Source organism: Haloferax elongans ATCC BAA-1513 (assembly GCF_000336755.1).
GTDB classification, from domain to species: Archaea; Halobacteriota; Halobacteria; order Halobacteriales; family Haloferacaceae; genus Haloferax; species Haloferax elongans.
Map to the genome: position 1 here is coordinate 645,758 of NZ_AOLK01000015.1, position 21,764 is coordinate 667,521.

Here is a 21,764-nt window from a genome sequence, read left to right on the forward strand (position 1 = left end):
CTGATTCACCCGTAGATTCGGAGTGCCAATAACTATTTTGAATGTTCATTTTGAAAACTTCCTGTCCTATGCGACCCACTGAGAAACCGCATACTCCGCTATTCTACGGGGTTGAACAGCGCACCGGGACAGAAAAAGCAGTCCAGAAGTTGAACTAAACCGCCTCGTTAGCCAGTGAAGGTAAAATAAAGTGCCCGCAGTTCTTTTTCACGAAAGACGGATGAGTACATCGCCGAGCGTTCTCGTCATCGGCGGGGGGTCGACCGGAACCGGCATCGCGCGCGACCTCGCGATGCGCGGTCTTGACGTCACCCTCGTCGAGAAGGGGAACCTCACACACGGGACAACGGGGCGGATGCACGGGCTCCTCCACAGCGGTGGACGCTACGCGGTATCTGACCAGGCGTCCGCAAAGGAGTGTATCGTGGAGAATCGCGTCCTGCGACGAATCGCCGGGCACTGCGTCGAAATGACCGGCGGGCTGTTCGTCCAGCGACCCGAGGACTCGGACGAGTACTTCGAGAAGAAACTCGAAGGCTGTCGGGAGTGCGGCATTCCCGTCGAAGTCCTCTCGGCCGAGGAGGCGCGCGAGCAAGAGCCGTACCTCGCGAAAGACATCAAACGCGCCATCAGAGTTCCTGACGGTGCTATCGACCCGTTCCGGCTCTGTGTCGCGAACGCCGCGAGCGCGGTCGAACACGGCGCGCGCATCGAGACGCACTCGGAGGTCACAGACGTGCTCGTCGAGGACGGCGAAGTCGTCGGCGTCGAAGTCACACACAAGTCTGGAACCGGCCCGTACGTCCACGGGAATCCCGGCGAAGTCGAAGAGATTCGCGCCGACTACGTCGTCAACGCGACGGGCGCGTGGGCGGGTCAAATCGGCGACCTCGCGGGCGTGGACGTCGAAGTCCGCCCCTCGAAGGGTGTCATGACTATCATGAACACCCGGCAGGTCGACACGGTCGTCAACCGCTGTCGGCCGAAGGGCGACGCGGACATCATCGTCCCCCACGAGACGACCTGTATCCTCGGCACGACCGACGAAGAGGTCGAAGACCCCGAAGACTACCCCGAAGAGGGCTGGGAAGTCGACCTCATGATAGACACGCTCTCCGAACTCGTTCCGATGCTGAAAGACGCGCGGACGATTCGGTCGTTCTGGGGCGTGCGCCCGCTCTACGAGCCCCCGGGAACCGGCACCGAGGACCCGACGGACATCACCCGCGAGTTCTTCTTGCTCGACCACGCCGACCGCGACGACCTCCCCGGCATGACGAGCATCGTCGGCGGCAAACTCACCACCTACCGGATGATGGCCGAGAAGATTTCCGACCACGTCTGCGAGAAGGTCGGCGTCGACGCCGAGTGCCGCACCGCCGACGTCCCGCTTCCCGGAAGCGAGGACTTCAGCGTCCTCCGCGACTACATGGACGACTTCGGCCTGCGCTCGCCAATCGGCCGCCGCTCGGTCCAGCGTCTCGGCTCTCGGGCCGACGACGTGCTGACCAGCATCGACCCGAACCCGGTCGTCTGCGAGTGCGAGGCCGTCACCCGCGCGGAGATTCAAGACTCGCTCGACACGGCTGGAACCGACCTCAACTCGGTTCGCATCCAGACGCGCGCCTCGATGGGGAACTGTCAGGGCGCGATTTGCTGTCACCGGATGGCGAGCGAACTCGCACCCGAATACGACGAAGACGTTGTCCGCGCCTCGCTCGACGACCTGTATCAGGAGCGCTGGAAGGGCGAGCGTCACGGTATGTGGGGTGAACAACTCTCGCAAGCCGCGCTCAAGCACATGCTGCATGCGACGACGATGAACCGCGACGCGGACCCGGCGGCAACCGAATCCGGCGTCGACTTCGCGGCGTTCGACGACGGGGCCGTCGCGGACGGCGGCCGCGACGCACACGCTGTTTCGGAGGTGGACGATGGCGATTACTGACGACGTGCTCGTCATCGGCGGCGGTATCGCCGCCTGTACGGCCGCGCTCTCGGCCGCTGAGACCGGCGCGCAGGTTCGACTGCTCGCACACAAGAAGAGCACGCTCCGACAGGCCAGCGGCCTCGTGGACGTCCTCGGGTACGCGGGCGACGACGGACCACTCGCGAACCCCTACGACGGCCTCGACGAACTGCCCGAAGACCACCCCTACCGAATCGTCGGCGAAGACGGCATCCGCGACGGTCTGCGCCTCTTCGACGAGGCCGTGGGCGACGCCTACCGCGGCGGCCACACCGACGACAACGCGCTCGTGGCGACCTACGGCGGTACGATGAAACCGACTGCTCGGTATCCCGAGTCGGTCGCGTCCGGTCTCGTGAGCGCGTCCGGCGACATGCTGCTCGTCGGCTTCGAGAGCCTCACCGACTTCGACGCGCCGGTCGCCGCAGACCATCTGGAAGCCGCTGGCGTCCCCTTCTCGGTGCGCGGCGTAACCCTCTCGTTCCCCAAAGCGTTCCGCGCGGACGCCAAACTGACGCGCTTCGCCAAGGCGCTCGACCGCGACGAGTCAGTCGAGGGGGAAACGGTTCGTTCGGCCCTCGCTGACGCCGTCGCCGACGAACTCGACGGTGAGTCGCGTGTCGGCTTCCCGGCCATGCTCGGCGACGACCACGACACGGAAGTCCGCGACGAACTTGCCGACCGCCTCGGCGTTCCCGTCTTCGAAGTCCCTACCGGCCCGCCGAGCCTCCTCGGCCTGAAACTCGAAGACATGCTGTTCGACGCCCTCGACGAGGCGGGCGTCCGCATCGCGTCCGGCAATCCCGCGGTCGACTTCGAGGCCGACGGCGACCGAATCGAGACGGTTCTCGTCGACCAGAAGAGTCGGATGACGCCCTACGAGGCCGACCAAATCGTCCTCGCGACGGGTGGCCTCGTCGGCAAAGGCCTCGACTCTGACAGAGAGCACGTGACCGAACCGGTGTTCGGCTGCCACGTCCCGCATCCCGAGGACCGCTACGACTGGTCGGAACCCGAGGCCTTCGGCGACCACGAGTTCGCTCGCTTCGGTGTCGTACCGGACGACGAACTCCGGCCAACTGACGCAGACGGCGAATCGCACTTCGAAAACCTGCGTGCGGCGGGTGGCGTCGTCGGTGGCGCACACGTCGCACGCGAGAAATCCGCGAGCGGCGTCTCGTTGGCGACTGGTGCGGTTGCCGGCCGCCTCGCGGGGGAGGACGCAACCCAATGAGTGACGCAGAGACACCACCAGACACGACACCCACACCCGGCGAACAGGGCGAAGACGACTTCGAACCAGTAGAGGTGTTCCCCGAGAGCACCGAGATGGACCTCCGACCCGGCGCGGACAACTGTTACAAGTGCACCTCCTGTGACGTGTCCTGTCCGGTCGCGGAAGTCGACGACGAGTTCCCCGGCCCGAAGTTCCAAGGACCGGAACAGTGGCGCTTGAAGCGCAAAGAGGACGCCTCGGTCGACGACTCCATCATGTCGTGTTCGAACTGCATGCGCTGTGACGACGCCTGTCCGTCCGGCGTCCCGCTCAGCCAGATGCACAACACGGCTCGCGGCGAGTACGTCGACGAGGAGATGGACAAACTCTCCCGTGAATACATCCGCAACCGCATCCTCGCAAATTACCGGACGCTGGCCGAACTCGGCAGCATGTTCCCCCGCCTGACGAACGCCGTCATGGGGAACTCGCTGGTCCAGCAGATAAACGAGAAAGTCCTCGGCATCACCGCCGAGCGCGAATTCCCGGACTTCGCCACGCAGACGTTCCGCGAGTGGTGGAACGAACGCGGCGGCCCGCAGGTCCGCTCCGAAGACAAGCGCGTCGCCTACTTCCACGGGTGTTATTCGAACTATAACACCCCGGAAGTCGGGAAGGCGATGGTCCGCGTCTTCGAGGAGTTCGGCTACGAAGTCGTCGTCCCCAAGCAGCGCTGTTCGGGGACGCCGATGTTCGCAAACGGCATGATAGACGACGCGAAGCGCGCCGCGGGCATCAACGCCGAGAACTTCGCCGGTCTCATCCCCGAGGGCTACGACATCATCGCCTCGTGTACCTCGTGTTCGATGTCGCTCAGACAGGAGTACCCCGAACTGTTCGACATCGACGGGCTCGAAGACATCTCCGAGCACACCTACGAAGCCATGGAGTATCTCCGCATCCACGAGGACCTCGACAGCGCCATCGCCGACGCGTCGGTCTCCGAGCAGTCCTTCGCGTACCACGCCCCGTGTCACGCCCGCAATCAGGGTCTCGACCGGCAGGCAGTCGAGCTGTTCCGCGACCTCGACGGTGTCAACATCGAGGACGTGGGCGACTCCTGTTCCGGCATCTCCGGCACGTACGGCTGGAAAGAAGAGAAGTACGACAAGTCGATGCAAATCGGCTCGGACATGTTCGACCACATGGAGCACGCCGAGGGCAACGTCGGGATGACCGAGTGTCCGACCTGTTCGATGCAGATGGAACACGGCACCGGCTACGACATCAAACACCCGCTGCAACTGCTCGAGGAGGCGCTGGTCTGAATCGGAACACCACCGCGCGGTGAGAACCGCGCACCGGCTTGCGGCCCCGCTTTTATTCGACGGTGACGCTTTTGGCGAGATTCCGCGGTTTGTCTATCGGTCGGCCGAGCGACGCGGCCATCTCGTAGGCGACGAGCTGGAGTTGGACGTTGGCGAGGAGCGACCCGAGGTTGCCGTCAGTTTCGGGGACGCGAAGCACCTCGTCGGCGAAGCGCTCGACTTCGAGGACGCCGTCTGTGACTGCAACCACGGGCGCGCCGCGAGCCTGTACCTCTTTGATGTTGCCGAGAGTCTTCCGCGCCGCCTCGTCGTCGCCGGTGACGACGGCAAACACGGGCGTCTCGTCGGTGATGAGCGCGAGCGGGCCGTGTTTCAGTTCGCCCGCCGGGAAGCCCTCGGCGTGTTCGTACGTTATCTCCTTGAACTTCAGCGCGCCTTCGAGCGCGACGGGGGCGTTGTAGCCGCGACCGATGAAGAAGTACGCGTCAGAACCGCCGAGTTCGTCGACGAGTTCTTCGATTTCGCCTTCGCTGTCGTCGAGGACTGACTGCACGTCGCCCGCGACATCCCGCAGGGACTCTACGAGAGCGCGCGTCCGTCCGCTTCCGGTGTTCGAGGTAACGCTCTCGACGAAGAGCGACAGCGACACGAGTTGCGACGAGAACGTCTTCGTCGCGGCGACACCGATTTCGGGACCCGACCGGATGTACATCACGTGGTCACACTCGCGGGAGGCGGTGCTCCCGACGACGTTCGTCACCGCGAGCGTCTCCGCACCTCGCCCCTGTGCCGTTCTGAGCGCCGAGAGCGTGTCCGCGGTCTCGCCACTCTGTGTGACGCCGACGACGAGTTCGTCGTCGGCAATCGGCGGCGGCGCAGTCGCGTACTCGCTGGCGAGGAACGCCTGCGCGGGGATGCCGACTTCTCTGAATCGCATCGCACCGTACAGTGCAGCGTGATATGAGGTGCCGCAGGCGACGAACTGGACCGCTCCCGGCGTGTCGAGGTCCGAGAGTTCTTCGACAATCACGTCACCTTCGAGCGGGTCGAGGCGGCCGCTCAGACACTGCCGAAGCGCGGTCGGCTGTTCGTGAATCTCCTTGAGCATGAAGTGCTCGTACCCGCTTTTGCCGGTCTGTTCGGCGTCCCACTCGACGGTGTGGACCGGCGGTTCGACGACCGCCCCGTCGCCGTTTTTGACCTGCCATCCGTTCGGGCGAAGCGTCACGGACTGGCCGTCTTCGAGGTAGACGACGTTTCGCGTGTACGAGAGGAACGCCGGAACGTCGCTTCCGAGGTAGTAAGCGTCCTCGCCGATGCCGAGGACGAGCGGCGAGTCCTGCCGCGTCGCGAAGATGGAGTCCTCGCCCGCGACGATGACGGCGAGCGCGTAGCTTCCCTCCAGACGCGAGACCGCTCGTGAGAAACTCTCTGCGGCGTCGTAGCCCTCGTCGAGGAACGACGCGACGAGGTTCGGGACGACTTCGGTGTCAGTGTCGCTCACGAACTCGTATCCGGCCGCTTCGAGTTCGTCGCGGAGTTCCTGATAGTTCTCGATGATGCCGTTGTGGACGACCGCCACGCGCCAGTCAGCGTCCGTGTGCGGGTGTGCGTTCTCGTCTGTCGGCGGGCCGTGAGTGCTCCAGCGTGTGTGTCCGATACCGAACGTGCCAGAGATGGGGTCTGTGTCCACCGCATCGTGGAGGTTGTCGAGTTCACCCTCGCGCTTTCGGACGTCTAGTGTCCCGTTGGAGACGGCGATACCGGCGGAGTCGTAGCCGCGGTATTCGAGCGACGAAAGCCCCGAAAGCAGCACGTCGACGGTGTCGTCCGTGTGGCCGATACAGGCGATGATTCCACACATTAGCGGACGACCTCCACACCGTCTTCGACGACACCGTCGAGGACGACCCCGGTTGCGACGGACGCTTCCGCGCCGACGATGGTTCCGGGTTCGACCGAGACGCCGCCGCCGAGTTCGGTTCGGTCTGCGACGACCGCCCCCAGTTCGACCTCCTCGTGGATTCGGTCGCCGATACGAACGTCGCCGTCTCCGCCTTCGATAGTGACGCCAGCGGCGATATCGACGCCGCGGCCCGTGACGGAGTCGACGAGCGTCGCGTTCGGTCCGATGCGCGTGTCTTCGTCGACGATAGTGTGCTCGACGACGGCGTTACACCCGATAGAGGCGTTTCGACCGACCGTCGTGTACGGACCGACGACAGCGCCGGGCGCAACGACGGCATCGGGGCCGACGACGACTGGAGCGCGGACGATAGCCCCGTCTGCGACAGTCGCAGACGAATCGATAGTGACTGCCTCGTCGCTCCGGTCGAGCATTTCGGCGCTGAGCGACAGCAGGTCCCACGGATACGTCGCATCGCGCCACAGTCCTTCAGTTCGGACACCCATGAGCGTCGAACCGGCTTCGATGGCCGACGTGAGTGCGGTCGTGAGCGAGCGCTCGCCATCCTCTGCGGGCGTCGAAGCGATACGGTCGAAGATGGCTGGTTCGAACGCGTAGACACCGGCGTTGAGGAGGTGGTGGTGGCCTTCACCGGGCTTTTCGACGAGGTCTGTGACCGTGTCGCCATCGAGAGAGACCGCACCGTACTTCGAAGCTAACTCGGATTCGACGACACTTATCGTCCCGAGTTGCTCGCCTGCGGCGTGGGCTTCGACGACCGCATCGACGATTTCCGGCGACGTTAGCTGGTCGCCGTTGACGACCAAGAACGGGCCGTCGACGCCGGGTTGGGCCTGTAAAACCGCGTGTCCAGACCCGAGTTGCTGCTCTTGGACGTGGTAGGTGAGCGGGACCCCGTCGTATTCGAACCCAAAGTACTCCTGGACGCGGTCGCGTTTGTAGCCGACCACGACGTGTATCTCAGAGATGCCGCTGGCGACGAGCACGCCGAAGACGTGTTCCAAGATGGGAACGTTCGTCACCGGCAACATCGGTTTGGGCCGGTACTTCGTGAGCGGTCGAAGCCGCATCCCCTCCCCGGCGGCGAGGACCACGGCAGACTCGATGTGCATGCACAGTTCTCGACAGCTCGGAACCTAACTAGCCACATTTTTATCCGCGTTTGTGAATGGAGAATTCAATGACGAATCGACCACCAGTACAAAATACGGCGGCCGAAATACCGGCACAAGAGCGGCCTACCTAACATAATCATAAATGGTGGCTAGTATCCAGTAGTAAAGAAACATTTATCATGGTTTTTCCACCATGTACTGACGTTCGGACTCTCACCGCGGGAGTCCACCACGAGGTTGGTTAAAATGTCAGGAGAAAAATACGTTGGTGCCATCGACCAAGGTACCACAGGCACGCGATTCATGGTGTTCGACCACGACGGTAAGGTGGTTGCTAACGCCTACGAGAAGCACGAACAGATCTACCCCGAACCCGGTTGGGTCGAACACGACGCAAACGAGATTTGGGGCAACACGAAGAAGGTCATTAACGAGGCGCTCGACGACGCGCTTCTCGACGCCGACCAACTGGAAGCAATCGGTATCACGAACCAGCGCGAGACGACCATCGTCTGGGACCGTGAGACTGGACAGCCGATTCACAACGCCATCGTCTGGCAGGACCGCCGGACGACCGACCGCATCGAGACGCTCGAAGCGGACGACAAGACCGACGACGTGCGCGCGAAGACGGGTCTCGAACCCGACGCGTACTTCTCTGCGACGAAGGCCGAGTGGCTGCTCGACAACTCTGACCCCATCAAGCTCCAGCGCTCGCGGCCGGAAGATATCCGCGACCGCGCCGAGGAAGGCGAACTCGCCTTCGGTACCATCGACACGTGGCTCATCTACAATCTCACTGGGAACCACATCACCGACGTGACCAACGCGTCGCGGACGATGTTGTTCAACATCCACGACATGGAGTGGGACGACGAACTCCTCGACGAGTTCAACGTGCCCCGCGAGATTCTGCCCGAAGTCCGCCCGTCGTCTGACGACAACTACTACGGGACGACCGACGCAGACGGCTTCCTCGGTGCCGAGATTCCCGTCGCGGGTGCCCTCGGTGACCAGCAGGCCGCCCTGTTCGGCCAGACCTGTTTCGACGCCGGTGACGCCAAGAACACCTACGGAACCGGGTCGTTCATGCTCATGAACACCGGCGAAGAGGCCGTCATGTCCGAACACGGCCTTCTCACTACCGTCGGCTTCCAGCGCTCCGGCGAACCCGTGCAGTACGCCCTCGAAGGCTCTATCTTCATCACGGGCGCGGCAATCGAGTGGCTCGAAGACATGACGCTCATCGAGAGCGCCGCCGAGTCCGAAAAGCTCGCCCGCTCTGTCGATTCGACCGACGGCGTCTACTTCGTGCCCGCCTTCGCCGGTCTCGGTGCCCCGCACTGGGACCAGCGCGCACGCGGTACCATCGTCGGCATGACCCGCGGTACCCGCCGCGAGCACATCGTTCGCGCGACGCTCGAATCCATTGCGTTCCAGACGCGCGACGTGGCCGAAGCCATGCAGTCCGACAGCGACATCGACCTCGCCAGCCTCCGCGTGGACGGCGGGGCGGTCAAGAACAACTTCCTCTGTCAGCTTCAGTCGAACATCCTCGACACCGAAATCGTCCGCCCGCAGGTCGACGAGACGACGGCGCTCGGATCCGCCTACGCCGCCGGCCTCGCAGTCGGCTACTGGGAGAATCTGGACGAACTCCGCGCGAACTGGCAGGTCGACCGCGAGTTCGAGCCGAAAGACCCCCAGAACGTCGAGCACCGCTACGGCCGCTGGAAGGAAGCAGTCGACCGCTCGCTCGACTGGGCGCGCGACACGGAGGAATAACACATGGCACTGGACCAACTCTGGGCGCTCGAAATGCTCATCGCCGCCTTCGCTGGCGGTGCCTTCGGCGCAGCAATCGGTGCGCTTCCGGCGTTTATCTTCACCGGCTTCATGGTCATCGCTGGCGAGACGGCGAACCTCGCGAGCAAGTCCCTCGGTGGCGTCATCAGCGCCGAGTCGGGCGCGCTCGGCTCGGTCGGCATCACCGGCGCAATCGCCTTCGGCGTCCCGTTCTCCCCGGCAATCAGCTTCGCCGGCGGCGCGGCTGCCGCAGCCTACGCGGCGAACCGCGGCTACATGGAATCCGGATTCGACTACCACAACGCGAAGGACATCGGCTTCGCCCTCGGTTCGAAGCCTGACGTGCTCGCGGTCGGTGGTATCTTCGGCATCATCGGCTACTGGCTGACCGTCGTCTCGGCGTCGTTCAACATGCCGTACGACCACATCGCGATGGGTGTCGTGCTCTCGGCGCTCATCCACCGCGTCGCCTTCGGCTACGACATCATCGGCAAGGCACGCGGCAGCAGCCTCCTCGACATGACCCCGTTCGAACGCGGCGAGACCCGCAGTAACGCGGTCGCCGACGGCGGCGAGGCCGCACGCATGAGCGTCGAGCCGTGGCTGCCGAACATGTACAAGTGGGAAGAAGTGACCGCTATCGGCATCGTCGTCGGTCTCGTGGCCGCGTACATCGCGCTCTCGACCGGCAGCCCGTTCCTCGCGTTCGGTATCTCGGCCGCGAGCCTCATCTTCCTGAACCTGGGCGTCGAGCGCGTCCCCGTCACGCACCACATGTCGCTTCCCGCGTCGACGGCGGCACTCGCGTTCACCGCGGGTGCGGCTGAACTCGGTGCTGCGGCGCTCCTCGTCGGCGGCGTCTTCGGTGGCATCTGTGCCATCTTCGGTGAAGCCTTCCAGCGCGTCTTCTACGCGCACGGCGACACCCACTGGGACCCGCCGGCCGCCGCAATCGTCTTCGGGACGTTCCTCGTCGCGATGCTCGCCATCGCAGGCGTCTTCCCCGGTTCGTCTTGGGTCGCGATTCCGTTCTAACGCGACCTGACACGTCCCACTGCAACTGACTCACGTCCCCACTCGTTTTCGCCGATTTGCTACGGTTCGAGCGACAATTCGACTGATTGAGACGTCGCTCAGTGTGATGTCACTCAGGTGGCGTCGCTCCGCGGTCCGAGACTGGGCAAAAAATCGTTTGTAGCGAGCCGTTCAGCCGAGTTGCGTGACCGCGATAGTCACAGAGACGTCTTCGACGTCCCACTCTTCGACTGTCTCGCCTTCGGCGCGGCCGAGTTCGAGTTCGCGGGCGCGAACCTCATCGGCGATGAGGTCGCGGTTCTCCTCGACAAAGGCGGCGACGCGCTCGTCTGCGACGTCGATGCCGACGTCGATTTCCTCTTCGACGTCGAGGTCGAGTTGCTTGCGCATCTCCTGAATACGCCGGATGACATCGCGGGCGTAGCCCTCGGACTCGATGTCGTCGGTGAGGGCGGTGTCCACGTAGACGGTACCACCTTCGAACTCGGCACCCGAGACGTTCTCCGGCGGTTCGGCCGCGTAGGAGACCATCTCGTCTGTGAGTTCGTAGGTCTCACCGTCGACTTCGACGCCGGATTCGACGTCGGCGCGGGTGAGCCCTTCGACAGCGCCCATGATTTTCTGGGCGTCAGCGCCGAACTCCGGCCCGATGACGCTCATTTGCGGTTCGGCCTTCTCGACGAGTTCGTCGAAGACCTCGACGACTTCCACCGACTGGGTGTTCACGCGCTCCGAGAGGAGGTCCGAGAGGGCAGTGACTGCTTCAGCCACGTCCTCGTCGTCGGACTCGACGACGATGCGCGAGACAGGCCAGCGGAGCTTGCGGCCGCCCAGCTGACGGGCGTGGGCCGCGGCCTCCTCGACATCGCGGAGAACCGCCATGTTGGTTTCGAGCGTCTCGTTGCGAAGGTCCTCGTCGACCTCGGGGTACGAGAGCATGTGGACGGTCGTCTCGCCGCCGTCGAGACGCTGGTACATCCGCTCGGCCATGTACGGCGTGTACGGCGCGATGAGTCGGAGCGACTCGGAGAGGACCGTCGAAAGCGTGGCGTACGCGCCGAGTTTCGACGCGGACTCCTCTTCGTCCCACATGCGCTCGCGGATGGCCTTCACGTAGAAGCGCGACACGTCTTCGGTAATGAAGTCCAGAAGCGTGTTGAGCGCGGTGGAGACCTCGTAGTCGTCCCACGCGTCGTGCATCTCAGCCTTGACGGTCTGGAGACGCGAAAGCACCCACTCGTCGACGACGGTGAGTTCACCCTCCGAGAGGTCAGCCTCGGCGGGGTCGTAACCGTCCAGTTCCATGTACGGCAGCGGGAACCGGAAGACGTTCCAGAAGATGTTGAGCGTGGACTGCATGTCCGCGAGGCCACCCCAGTCGAACGAGAGGTCGACACCCTGCTGGTCGTGGCTGAGCAGGTACGCACGAAGCGGGTCACGACCGGCGCGGTCGATTGCCTCCTCGGGCGTGACGATGTTGCCGACGGACTTCGACATCTTGCGACCGTCCTTGTCGTTGGCGAACCCGTGCATGAGGACCTCCTTGTACGGGGATTCGCCCGTCGCGGCGGTGCCCATGCCGAGTTGCGACCAGAACCAGCCGCGGGTCTGGTCGTGCGCCTCGATGATGAGGTCGGCGGGCCACAGTTCCTCGTAGGCCTCCGTCTCACCGGGGAAGTCGAGCGTACCCCACGTGGCGACCGAGGAGTCGATCCACACGTCGAACACGTCAGGGACGCGCTCGTAGGTGACGCCGTCTTCCGTGATGGTGATGGGGTCGACAGAGGGTCGGTGGAGGTCCACCGTCTCGGGGTCGATGTCCTGGTCGGCGCGCTCGGCGAGTTCCTCGCGCGTGCCCACGACAATCATTTCTTTCGCGCTCTCGGCGTCGGGGTCCTGCGGGACCCAGATGGGAAGCGGGATGCCCCAGTAGCGCTGCCGGGAGACGTTCCAGTCGGGCGCGTCGGTCACGAAGTCGTGGAAGCGGTTGTCGCGCGCCCACTGCGGGTGCCACTCGGACTCCTCGATGTTGTCGAGGAGTTCCTCTTTGACGTCCGTGATGGTGATGAACCACTGGTCGGTCGCGAGGAAGATGATGTCCGTGTCGCAGCGCCAACAGTGCCCGTAGCGGTGGTCGTGTTCGCCTGCGTGGAGCAGGTGGCCGAGTTCGTCGAGGTCCTCGATGACCTGCGGGTTGGCGTCGCGGACGAAGGTGCCCGCGTAGTCGCCGCCCTGCTCTGTGAACTCACCTTTGTCGTCCACGGGGACGAACACGTCGAGACCGAGTTCCTGCCCGCGGGCGAAGTCCTCTTGACCGTGGCCGGGCGCGGAGTGAACGAGTCCCGTGCGGTCGGCTTCGACGTACTCGGCGGTGTAGACCTGTCCAGCACCCTCGAAGTCGGCGTACTCACCCAGCACGTCTTCGAGCGGGTGGTCGTACTCCCAGCCGACCATCTCTTCGCCGGTGACCTCGTCGAGCACTTCGAAGTCCTCGTAGCGGCCCTTCTTGAGTACGTCCTCGACGCAGGGTTCGGCGAGGTACAGCACCTCGCTCTCGCCGTCCTTCTCGGCGCGGACGGCCTGATAGGTCATCTCGCCGTCGACGGCGACGAAGGTGTTCGCGGGGATGGTCCACGGCGTCGTCGTCCAGATGACGAGGTTACCCTCGCGGCCCTGCAGCGGGAACTTGACGTAGATAGACGGCGACGTGATTTCGTCGTATTCGACCTCGTTGGCGGCGATTGCAGTCTGACAGCGTGGGCAGTAGTTAACCGAGCGCTTGCCCTGCTCGACCAGACCGTTTTCGGCGACCTTCGAGAACGCCCACCACGCCGACTCCATGTACTCGGGAGACAGCGTCTCGTAGGGGTTGTCCCAGTCCATCCACGTGCCGATAGACTGGAAGTCGTCGTCCATCGCCTTGCGGTTGCGGACGGCGAACTCCTTGCACTTCTGGATGAACTGCTCCATGCCGAACTCCTCGATATCGCGCTTCGAGGTGAAGCCGAGTTCCTCTTCGACTTTGACCTCGATGGGGAGGCCGTGCATGTCGTAGCCGGGGCGGTCGGTGACGTGGTGCCCCGTCATGCGCTTGTGCCGGATGACGGCGTCTTTCAGCGTCTTGTTCCAGGCCGTGCCGAGGTGCATCTGGCCGGACGTGTACGGCGGGCCGTCGACGAAGAAGAACGACGGGTCGTCGGCGTGTGCCTCCTTCGTCGCCTCGTACGCGTCGTTCTCGTCCCAGTACTCGCTGACGGCGGACTCGACGTCCCCCGGCGTGTACTGGTCTGCGATGTCTTCCATACCCCGACGTTCTCGTGGATATATATCAAAACGGCGGGTCTCGTCCGCGTCCGTCGGTCGTTCCGTCTGGTCGCTTTCAGACATGGCGTGCGCTCCGCTTTGCTGGGGTGGTGGCTCGTCGCCACCGCCCGGAGGCTGTCTGTCGTCGATACTGCTGTCGAGTGTGGTGTGTGGATGGCATCATTCGATGTGTTGGGGTCGATTCACACGGCGTGCTGTGGGTACTCAGAAACGATGCAAGCGCAGAGAACGAGTGTGGAGATGTGCGAGGCTACTGCCCCGCAATAATCAGCGAGTCGGAGACGACAGCGCGGCGGAGCGGCTGCTCGACCTCAGTTGGTCGGGTCGCAGCCGGTCCTAAGTGCCGCATCGTATGCGAAAGCAGACGCGCGGCGGACAAAACGTTTACTCCGACGATAGCCCTTGAATACTCACTGCGACGCCGCAGTCTCCTCGTTCGACCACTCGCTGACGCGGTATTCCGCGACGACCTCATTGGACTCTCTTTCGCGGACGGAGAGCGTCGCCTGCGACGGTGCTCCGCCACCCTCGACGTCGAATTTCGAGATGTGCGTACAGACGAGTTCGTCGGCGTCGAAGTCGCGCTCCGAGGTGTCCGGCGAGCGTCGAATCGGTATCTCGGCGTCGCGCCAGCCACTCCATCGCGGTGACGTGCCCACGTTGTAGAACGCGGCGTCTTCGGCAGCCATCCGAACTTCGAACAGGAGGACGAACGAGTTGCCTTCGGCCCACAGGAGGTCGTTCGAGTACTGCCCCTGCATGGCACGGTCGGTGAACACGTCGGTCTGGTCGTCCGGTGGCTCAGGAAACAGCCATCCACGGACGTTGCTCCCCTCCGAAAACGAGCCACGGACGTACTGCTCGTCGGCGGGGTGGGGCTTCGAGTTGCCGTGGGCGGGAGAAATCTCACCGCTCACGGTTCGTCGAACGTCGGCGAGACACCCACTGGTCGCGGCGAGCGAAAGCGTTGCAGTGCTGGCGAGGAGGGCACGGCGGCGCATAGTCTCTCCTGACACTAGAGAGATATAAATTGGCAGTCTGGACGGTGCGGAACAGTCACCCGAAGTCCGGCAGGTCGTCCGGCGCTTCGTACTCTGACTCCCAGTCGATGTAGTCGTCTTTGAGCACGTCACACACCTCTTGGCCGAGTTCGGTGAGCCCGGCGTTGATAGACGACACCTGTCCCCACGAGGTCAACTCGGGGTGGAGCTGACGCTCCTTCCAGTCCTCGGGGATGCCCGGCGCGTGATAGCCGACACGGTCCGCGAAGTCGTCCCAAAAGAAGTCGAAGAACGTCAGTAAGTCGAGTTCGACGACGACCTGCCACTGGTCTTCTGTGACGGTTGTCTCGGCCGCCCACGTCTCGAACGCCTCGGCCCACGCGCCCTCGTGGAGGAACGCCTCCAGTTCGGTTCGCTTGAAGTCGGCGTCGGCCGCGATGTTCGCGTCGTCGTACTCGTTGGGGTCGACTGTCGGAAGCGTCGGCGGGTCGGGGACGGGTACGTCGAGCATACTTTGGGGTGAGTCGCCGCGCCGGATAAGCGTTCGCCGCGACAGGTAGCAATTACGCCTCGTCCATCCGCTGGATAACGTCTTCCAACTGGGAGGCACGGGCTTCGACTGCCTCCTGACGGAGCGCCTCTTCTTCGGGCGTCGGGCATTCGAGACGCGGGACCGGCGTGGTCTCACCGTCGTCGTCAAGCGCGACGAACGTCAGGAACGACGACGTGGTCTTGCGTCGCTCGTCGGTCTTCGGGTTTTCGGCGTGGACATCGACTTTCACGTCGACACTCGTCTGGCCGACGTTGAACACGTAAGCCTCCATAACCGCCACTTCACCGAGGTCGATGGGGCTGATGAAGTCGACGTGGTCCATCGAGGCGGTGACACACTGGCGGTTGGAGAATCGCATCGCCGCGATTGCCCCGCAGATGTCCATCCAGTGGAGGACCGCCCCACCGAGCGCGCGCCCGAGGTTGTTGGTGTCGTTCGGCAGGAGAAGCTCGGTCATCTCGGTTCGCGATTCGGCGAGCGTGGACGTTTTCTGGCTCATGCGAGAGCCGTCGCACTGGGGGGGCTTGAAATCGTGGGACCTGCGTTCGACGGAGAAACTGATGGCTCGAAAGCGAGACCGAAGCCGTGGGCAGGGAGTACCCTTACTCGTCGAAGTCGACGTCGAAGATTTCGGGCGGCTGTCCGGCCGCATCGAGTACCTCGTCGGAGATGAGAATCGGACAATCGACGCGAACGCCGAGCGCGATAGCGTCACTCGGGCGGGCGTCGAAGACGAACGACCGCACCTCGCCGCCGTGATAGCGCTCAGCATCGACTTTCGCAAAGAACGTCCCCTCAGAGAGGTCGTCGATGCGGATGCTGTCGATTGCACCGCCGAACTCTGTCACCATCTCGACCAACAGGTCGTGGGTCAGCGGTCGCTCGAACTTGTCGCCGGACAGGCCGAGCTGAATCGCCTGCGCCTGGTCAGACGTGATGACGATGGGCAAAAACTCGTCTCGGGCTTCGAGAATCACTGCCGGGACGTTCGACCCGTCCTCGCCGACACCAACCCCGATGCCACGGACCACGGCACGGTGTTCCATACACACAATAGTTGGCGGGAGTACGAATAGTTACCCCAGCAAAGTGTTGCGGCCGACAAACACAGCACCGACGACTGCCGATGTCAGCGGCGGTAGTACTGCACGACCGCAATGGCGAGCAAGATGGCAATCCCACCCGCGAAGAACGCGATACCGGGTGGAATCGCCTGTCCGACGACCGGGGCGGCCTCGGTGGCTGCCTCGGTCGTCGCGAGCGAGACGCTATCGGCTTCTGCCCCGCCAGTTTGCGCAGTGGGAACGAGCCAGTCTAACCCACGGGTCGCCACCAACTGGACGAACGCCGCGAGGAGCCCTAAGACTGCAACGCCACCGAGAAGGCTCGTCAGGGCTGTCGCGAGCCCAGTTCTCGTCTCCTCGGTCGCCGCGACGACGACGAGCGGCCGGTCAGCGGGCGCGTAGACTTTCATCTCGCGGCCTTTCTCGGAGTAGACCGTGTCGACGACCTCGATGAGTCCGGCCTCGTCGAGTTTGCCGAGGTGGTACTGAACGTTCTGTAGCGACGTGTCCACCCGGTCGGCGAGTTCGGCGGGGTTCGTCGGCTCGTCGTGGAGCGCGGCCAGTACGTGTCGGGCCGTCTCCGACGAGAGCGCCGACAGGAGGTTCGACGCCTCGTCATCGTCGAGGCCGATGACGCGGGGGGAGGGCTCGTCGGCGGCGGAGGTGTCCGGTGCGGAGGGCAGCAAATCTGCCATACGAGCCGATACTACACCGAAGGATACAAACTTGTTGTCGGGAGCGCGACCGGGCAAGCCCGCGGAATCAACAGAACTCGGCAGGCTCGACCACCAGCACGCGAAGGTCGTTAACGTTCGTGCCGGTCGGTCCCGTCTCCACGAGCGCGTCGGCGTCGCGCAGCACGGGAAGGGCGTCGTTACGTGCCAACGAAGCGTTCGCCTCGCGGCGCTCGACTGTCTCGGCGTCCACGAGCGCGCCCGCGACGTCGGTGCCGCCGTCTTTGCCGTCGCTATCGATGCTCGCGAGCACGGTTCCATCTGGAAGGTCTGGTGCGGCTTCGAGACAGAATTCGAGGTTTGGCCCGCCCTGCCCGTCGCCACGGACGGTTACGGTACACTCGCCGCCGGAGAGAATCACCGCCGGGGCCTCCAGTGGATTCCCGGTCGCGCGAACCTCTTCCGCGACGGCGACGTGGGTCTTTGCGGCTTCGCGTGCCTCCCCGCGGACGCGCGACGAGAGAATGAGTGGGTCGTAGCCGCTGTCGCGGGCGACCGTTCTGGCGGCGTCAAGTGCAGTGAACGCGTCTGCGAGCACGTGGTTCGTCACCCGGTCGAAGACCGAGTCGCCGGGCTTCGGCGTCTCGGGAACCTCGCCCGCAGACCCGCGCGCGAGTCGTGTCCGAACCGACCGCGGCACGTCGAGGTCAAATCGGTCGAGCACGTCCAGCGCGTCGTCGAAGGTCGTCTCGTCGGGCGCTGTCGGGCCGGAGGCGATGACGCCGAGGTCGTTGCCGACCACGTCCGAGAGGACGAGTCCGACCACCGTCGCGGGCGCGGCGAGACGGGCGATTCCGCCGCCCTTGAGGGTCGAGAGGTGCTTTCTGACCGCGTTCAGGTCGTCGATTTCAGCGCCGCTTTCCAGAAGCAATTGGGTCGTCTCTCGGAGGTCCGACAGCGAGACGCCTGTCGCGGGCGCAGGGAGAATCGCGCTCGCGCCACCAGTGACGGCGACGAGGACCAGTGTTCGTTCGTCGAGGTCCGAGACGAGGTCGATAAGGCGGCGCGTGCTCTCGACGCCCCGGTCCGACGGGACGGGGTGGTCGCCCGGAAGTCGCCGAATTCGATTCCCGTCTCCGGGCTCGGGCGTGACGACGACGCCATCGTCGATTCGGTCGCCGAGGAGTGCTTCGAGGGCGTCGGCGACGCCATCGCCCGCTTTCCCGCCGCCGACAACGAGAATCCGGTCGAACTCCGTGAGGTCGTACGTCGTCTCCGCGACCGTGAGTGTGTCGCCATCGAGCGCCACCGCGTCGCGGACGACGCGCTCGGGACGGACGGATTCGACGCCAGCGCGGAGGCAGTCGAGTGCCACCTCGTGGGTCGTCGTCGGGGTTCGCGCGTCGAACTCGTGCATGGTTCGTGGGTGATGCCGACACGGATAAAAACCGTGGGGCGGTAATCCCGGCGATGAACGATTCGTCGCCCGGCGAGGGTCACGTCCACGTTGTCGGCACGGCCCACGTCTCGGCCGACAGCGTCCGAGAGGTCGAAGAGACCATCGAAGCGGAGCAACCGGACGTGGTCGCGGTCGAACTCGACGAAGGTCGATACCGGCAGTTGAAGGGCGGAACGCCCGACGACATCGAAGCGCGCGACCTCCTACGAGGGAACACGGTCTTCCAGTTTATCGCCTACTGGATGCTCTCGTACGTCCAGTCGCGCATGGGAGAAAAATTCGACGTGAAGCCCGGCGCGGACATGCTCGCGGCCGTCGAGACGGCCGAAGACGAGGGCATCGACGTCGCGCTCGTCGACCGCGACATCCAAACGACCATCCAACGCTTCTGGCGACGGATGGGCCTCGTCGAGAAGATGCGCATGGCGGGCGACCTCGCGTTCGGCGTGGCCGACGCGCGTGGTGTCGGAGCCGTCTTCGGCATCGCTGTCGGTGTCTTCCTCGGGCCGCTTATCGGTCTCTACGGTGATATCGTCGGCATCTCCGACGTAATCCTCGGTCGAACTGCGACCGGGGCCGTCGTCGGCGTCGCGGCTTCGTATCTCCTCTACACCGTCGCGACGTTCGTCCTCGACGGCGACGACGCGGTCCTCGCTGGCCTCGGCGGCGGTGCAGCAGTCGGACTCGTCGGTGGGTTCGGCCTTGGACTCGGTTCTGGCTTCGTCTCGTCCACGCTCGGGAGCCTCGGCGTCGCTATCCTCGGGAGTCTCGTCCTCGGCGTGCTCGCGGGAATCGTCGTGGGTGTCGCGGCCGGAAGCGTCCTAAACGTACTCGGCCTGTTCGCACCCGCAGAGGACGTCGAAGAGTTCGACATGGAAGAACTGACCGACGGCGACGTCGTCTCGGCGATGATGGAAGAGTTCCGCCGATTCAGTCCCGGCGGTGCGGAGGCGCTCATCGACGAGCGCGACGCCTTCATCGCTCACCAACTCGTCGCACTCCGACAGTCCGGCCACCACGTCGTCGCCATCGTCGGCGCGGGCCACAAAGCAGGAATCGAGGGCTACCTCCGAGACCCATCGACGCTCCCGCCGATGGAGTCGCTCGTGGGCGTCGCCGAGAAAGACGGCTTCCCGTGGGGGAAACTCATCGGCTTCGGTATCACCGTCATCTTCATCGCGTTCTTCGTCCTGCTCGCGATGGCTGGCGTCGGCAACGAACGCCTGCTCACCATCTTCGGCGCGTGGTTCCTCATCAATGGCCTCTTCGCCGCCAGTCTCGCCAAACTCGCCGGTGCGCGCTGGACGTCTGCTCTCGTCGGCGGCCTCGTGGCGTGGATGACGTCCATCAATCCGCTTCTCGCACCCGGTTGGTTCACCGGCTACGTCGAACTCCGACACACGCCGGTCAACGTCGGTGACATCAGCACGCTCAACCGAATCCTCTCGGACGAAGAGACGCCGATGCGGGAGCTTATCGGGCAACTGTTCGACGTCCCGCTTTTCAAGCTCATCATGGTCGTCGCGATGACGAACATCGGGAGCATGATTGCGAGCTTCCTCTTTGTCACCTACGTGCTCCCGGTCATCGCCGCGGACCTCGGCGGCGTCTCGGGCGTCGCAAACCTGATGTTCGAGGGTGCACGAAATAGCGCCGAACTCCTCTGGAGGACACTCGCATGAACATCACCTTCTCGTCGCGCGAACTTCGTGACCTCGCAGTCGCGTGGCTCGCGCTCGGGCTCGCGTTCGCCATCTTCTTCGCGGGCGGCGGGCAGCGCGCTATCGGACTGCTCTTGAGCGGGTCGTTCGGACTCGCACTCGTCGTGAGCCTGCTGACTGCGGGCATCGCGTTTCTGTTCCACGAAGTCGCGCACAAAGTCGTCGCCGTCAGATTCGGTCAGGTCGCCGAGTTCCGCGCCGACTACGGCATGCTCGGTATCGCGGTCATGAGCGCCCTCATCGGGTTCATCTTCGCGGCACCCGGCGCGGTCCACCACCGCGGGATGCTCACGAAGCGCGAACACGGGCTTATCGCGCTCGCAGGCCCAGCGATGAACCTCGTGCTCGTCGTCGCCTTCGTCCCGATATTCGTCGCTGGCCTCGTCCTCAATTCGGGGCTCGTCGAACTCGTCGGCGCGCGTGGACTCGTTATCAACGCCTTCCTCGCGGCGTTCAACATGCTCCCGTTCGCCTCGCTGGACGGTCGGACTGTCAAGGCGTGGAGCACGCCCGTCTTCGCCGGGTTCTTCGCTGTCTCGGCGCTCCTGACGGTCGCACTGCTCCTGTTCGTCGGCTTCTAACGCCGACGACAGGGACGGCAGAGAATTCGCAATTCGCCTTTTGACGCCGGAGACTGGTTCTTTGCGCACTTGCTGTTACTCCCGAGTGAAAATCCCAAGTGAAAGCTGTGGAGAGCCAAAGCGAGGGGGTGAGTTGGCACGAACGAGGTGGGAGTATTACGAACGAAGGGGAGGCACGGGCGGGAAGGGAGTGCCACGAACGAGGAAGGGTGGGGCAGAGAGCGTGCCACCATTGGGTAGGAGCGGAGGGTGGACGCCACGAGGGGTGGGGAACGAGGGGGCAGGCAGGGACCAATCGACGCACTTTGGAGGGCAGTCGTCGGCGGGAACTGAGGGACGACGCCGGAGTTATGCGTCCGAGACTCAGTCCTGTCCGTGGTCGCGGCCGAGGACCAGTGCCGCCACGTGGAGTGCCAGCAGGCCGGCAAACAGGGGCAGGTTGCCGCCGCCGAGTCCCTCTGCGAGCAGGGGCAGGTACGCGAGGGGAAGGGCGATTGCTGACCAGAACGCTATCGTCTCGAACGGTGCGAGCGCAACTCGGCCAAGCGTCGACGCGAGGTCGAGTGCGAGCGAATCTGTCGTGGAGGGGATTCCGGACATCGTCACTTCTGCGTATGACCGGGACCATCATATAAGGGGTCGAGCGTTGGCGCGATTTCGCTCGGTTTTCTAACGCTTTAGGGAATCCCAGACAATTTACGACCCCTCGATTTGGTGTTTCAGACCTTTTACGAAGTTCTTAAAATCCATTAGACCATTTATAGATCGTTCTGAGGCCGTAATCGTTAAACAAACAATTTGTAACGATTGGTAATTGATTTTCCTATATGGATCCCTCTAATTAACGTCTGACGCGACAGTCGCAACTCACTCTCCGGCCAGAGGACCAGTCCGCGTCGAGACGAGTGTGTGGTAGAACGGGAGGTGCTGACCAACGTGTTTCGGGGGAGACGACCGACCGAGCCGGCCGGGGTACTTCGACACGACCCAC

17 protein-coding genes are annotated in these 21,764 nt (G+C 64.0%); 7 read left to right on the forward strand and 10 right to left on the reverse strand.

Annotated features, from left to right (window positions below; genetic code table 11):
* Window positions 1-220: 220 nt before the first annotated feature.
* From glpA to C453_RS09955, 3 genes are read left to right on the forward strand one after another with little or no spacing between them, the layout of a single operon-like run.
* A complete protein-coding gene (glpA, locus tag C453_RS09945; protein ID WP_008324272.1) occupies window positions 221-1,948 on the forward strand; it encodes an anaerobic glycerol-3-phosphate dehydrogenase subunit GlpA in 1,728 nt (575 codons plus the stop codon).
* Complete coding sequence (gene glpB / locus C453_RS09950; protein ID WP_008324273.1) at window positions 1,935-3,203, forward strand: glycerol-3-phosphate dehydrogenase subunit GlpB; 1,269 nt, start codon at window positions 1,935-1,937, stop codon at window positions 3,201-3,203. Before glpA ends, glpB begins: the two co-directional genes overlap by 14 nt.
* The gene (locus tag C453_RS09955) at window positions 3,200-4,513 is read left to right on the forward strand and encodes an anaerobic glycerol-3-phosphate dehydrogenase subunit C (protein WP_008324274.1); all 1,314 of its coding nucleotides are present in this window, start codon (window positions 3,200-3,202) and stop codon (window positions 4,511-4,513) included. The genes glpB and C453_RS09955 overlap by 4 nt, the downstream gene beginning before the upstream one ends.
* A gap of 52 nt (window positions 4,514-4,565) precedes the next feature.
* Here C453_RS09955 and glmS read toward each other — a convergent pair whose 3' ends face one another.
* On the reverse strand, window positions 4,566-6,377 hold the full coding sequence (glmS, locus tag C453_RS09960; protein WP_008324275.1) for a glutamine--fructose-6-phosphate transaminase (isomerizing): 1,812 nt from the start codon (window positions 6,375-6,377) through the stop codon (window positions 4,566-4,568).
* The gene (locus C453_RS09965) at window positions 6,377-7,552 is read right to left on the reverse strand and encodes a sugar phosphate nucleotidyltransferase (RefSeq protein ID WP_008324276.1); all 1,176 of its coding nucleotides are present in this window, start codon (window positions 7,550-7,552) and stop codon (window positions 6,377-6,379) included. Before C453_RS09965 ends, glmS begins: the two co-directional genes overlap by 1 nt.
* Window positions 7,553-7,801: 249 nt before the next feature.
* Between C453_RS09965 and glpK the strand changes: the two genes are divergently transcribed.
* Both glpK and C453_RS09975 read left to right on the forward strand, forming a co-directional pair.
* On the forward strand, window positions 7,802-9,340 hold the full coding sequence (glpK, locus tag C453_RS09970) for a glycerol kinase GlpK (protein ID WP_008324277.1): 1,539 nt from the start codon (window positions 7,802-7,804) through the stop codon (window positions 9,338-9,340).
* A 3-nt stretch (window positions 9,341-9,343) separates the two neighbouring features.
* Entirely contained in the window at window positions 9,344-10,396 is a 1,053-nt protein-coding gene (locus C453_RS09975; RefSeq protein WP_008324278.1) for a hypothetical protein, read from the forward strand.
* Between the two features lie 171 nt (window positions 10,397-10,567).
* On the opposite strand, the gene ileS is transcribed toward C453_RS09975, so the two are convergent.
* The 7 genes from ileS to C453_RS10010 form a co-directional block, all read right to left on the reverse strand.
* Window positions 10,568-13,699, reverse strand: coding sequence for an isoleucine--tRNA ligase (gene ileS, locus C453_RS09980; RefSeq protein WP_008324280.1), 3,132 nt, complete (start codon window positions 13,697-13,699; stop codon window positions 10,568-10,570).
* Between the two features lie 431 nt (window positions 13,700-14,130).
* Window positions 14,131-14,721 carry a hypothetical protein gene (locus C453_RS09985; RefSeq protein WP_008324281.1) on the reverse strand — a complete coding sequence of 197 codons (591 nt, stop codon included), beginning with the start codon at window positions 14,719-14,721 and terminating at the stop codon, window positions 14,131-14,133.
* Between the two features lie 55 nt (window positions 14,722-14,776).
* Window positions 14,777-15,232: a hypothetical protein gene (locus tag C453_RS09990; RefSeq protein WP_008324282.1), complete on the reverse strand. Its 456-nt coding sequence runs from the start codon at window positions 15,230-15,232 to the stop codon at window positions 14,777-14,779.
* Between the two features lie 52 nt (window positions 15,233-15,284).
* Window positions 15,285-15,773 (reverse strand): acyl-CoA thioesterase, encoded by a 489-nt coding sequence (locus C453_RS09995; protein ID WP_008324283.1) that lies wholly within the window; start codon window positions 15,771-15,773, stop codon window positions 15,285-15,287.
* A gap of 103 nt (window positions 15,774-15,876) precedes the next feature.
* The gene (locus C453_RS10000) at window positions 15,877-16,320 is read right to left on the reverse strand and encodes a bifunctional nuclease family protein (protein WP_008324285.1); all 444 of its coding nucleotides are present in this window, start codon (window positions 16,318-16,320) and stop codon (window positions 15,877-15,879) included.
* Between the two features lie 83 nt (window positions 16,321-16,403).
* Window positions 16,404-17,033: an ArsR/SmtB family transcription factor gene (locus C453_RS10005; protein WP_008324286.1), complete on the reverse strand. Its 630-nt coding sequence runs from the start codon at window positions 17,031-17,033 to the stop codon at window positions 16,404-16,406.
* A 67-nt stretch (window positions 17,034-17,100) separates the two neighbouring features.
* Complete coding sequence (locus tag C453_RS10010; protein ID WP_008324287.1) at window positions 17,101-18,429, reverse strand: glycerate kinase type-2 family protein; 1,329 nt, start codon at window positions 18,427-18,429, stop codon at window positions 17,101-17,103.
* Between the two features lie 53 nt (window positions 18,430-18,482).
* On the opposite strand from C453_RS10010, the gene C453_RS10015 reads away from it, so the two are divergent.
* Window positions 18,483-20,153, forward strand: coding sequence for a TraB/GumN family protein (locus tag C453_RS10015; RefSeq protein ID WP_008324288.1), 1,671 nt, complete (start codon window positions 18,483-18,485; stop codon window positions 20,151-20,153).
* The gene (locus C453_RS10020; RefSeq protein WP_008324289.1) at window positions 20,150-20,773 is read left to right on the forward strand and encodes a zinc metalloprotease; all 624 of its coding nucleotides are present in this window, start codon (window positions 20,150-20,152) and stop codon (window positions 20,771-20,773) included. Before C453_RS10015 ends, C453_RS10020 begins: the two co-directional genes overlap by 4 nt.
* Before the next feature lie 363 nt (window positions 20,774-21,136).
* Here C453_RS10020 and C453_RS10025 read toward each other — a convergent pair whose 3' ends face one another.
* A complete protein-coding gene (locus tag C453_RS10025; protein ID WP_008324290.1) occupies window positions 21,137-21,373 on the reverse strand; it encodes a hypothetical protein in 237 nt (78 codons plus the stop codon).
* Window positions 21,374-21,764 lie beyond the last annotated feature (391 nt).

Excerpts from the sequence above, each read along its gene's own strand:
- C453_RS09955 (WP_008324274.1), top strand. The coding sequence starts at position 3,200 with ATGAGTGACGCAGAGACACCACCAGACACGACACCCACACCCGGCGAA.
- C453_RS09990 (WP_008324282.1), bottom strand. The coding sequence starts at position 15,232 with ATGCTCGACGTACCCGTCCCCGACCCGCCGACGCTTCCGACAGTCGAC.
- C453_RS10025 (WP_008324290.1), bottom strand. The coding sequence starts at position 21,373 with ATGTCCGGAATCCCCTCCACGACAGATTCGCTCGCACTCGACCTCGCG.
- glmS (WP_008324275.1), bottom strand. The coding sequence starts at position 6,377 with ATGTGTGGAATCATCGCCTGTATCGGCCACACGGACGACACCGTCGAC.
- C453_RS09985 (WP_008324281.1), bottom strand. The coding sequence starts at position 14,721 with ATGCGCCGCCGTGCCCTCCTCGCCAGCACTGCAACGCTTTCGCTCGCC.
- C453_RS10020 (WP_008324289.1), top strand. The coding sequence starts at position 20,150 with ATGAACATCACCTTCTCGTCGCGCGAACTTCGTGACCTCGCAGTCGCG.
- C453_RS10005 (WP_008324286.1), bottom strand. The coding sequence starts at position 17,033 with ATGGCAGATTTGCTGCCCTCCGCACCGGACACCTCCGCCGCCGACGAG.
- C453_RS10000 (WP_008324285.1), bottom strand. The coding sequence starts at position 16,320 with ATGGAACACCGTGCCGTGGTCCGTGGCATCGGGGTTGGTGTCGGCGAG.
- glpB (WP_008324273.1), top strand. The coding sequence starts at position 1,935 with ATGGCGATTACTGACGACGTGCTCGTCATCGGCGGCGGTATCGCCGCC.
- C453_RS09975 (WP_008324278.1), top strand. The coding sequence starts at position 9,344 with ATGGCACTGGACCAACTCTGGGCGCTCGAAATGCTCATCGCCGCCTTC.
- glpK (WP_008324277.1), top strand. The coding sequence starts at position 7,802 with ATGTCAGGAGAAAAATACGTTGGTGCCATCGACCAAGGTACCACAGGC.
- C453_RS10015 (WP_008324288.1), top strand. The coding sequence starts at position 18,483 with ATGAACGATTCGTCGCCCGGCGAGGGTCACGTCCACGTTGTCGGCACG.
- C453_RS09965 (WP_008324276.1), bottom strand. The coding sequence starts at position 7,552 with ATGCACATCGAGTCTGCCGTGGTCCTCGCCGCCGGGGAGGGGATGCGG.
- glpA (WP_008324272.1), top strand. The coding sequence starts at position 221 with ATGAGTACATCGCCGAGCGTTCTCGTCATCGGCGGGGGGTCGACCGGA.
- C453_RS09995 (WP_008324283.1), bottom strand. The coding sequence starts at position 15,773 with ATGAGCCAGAAAACGTCCACGCTCGCCGAATCGCGAACCGAGATGACC.
- ileS (WP_008324280.1), bottom strand. The coding sequence starts at position 13,699 with ATGGAAGACATCGCAGACCAGTACACGCCGGGGGACGTCGAGTCCGCC.
- C453_RS10010 (WP_008324287.1), bottom strand. The coding sequence starts at position 18,429 with ATGCACGAGTTCGACGCGCGAACCCCGACGACGACCCACGAGGTGGCA.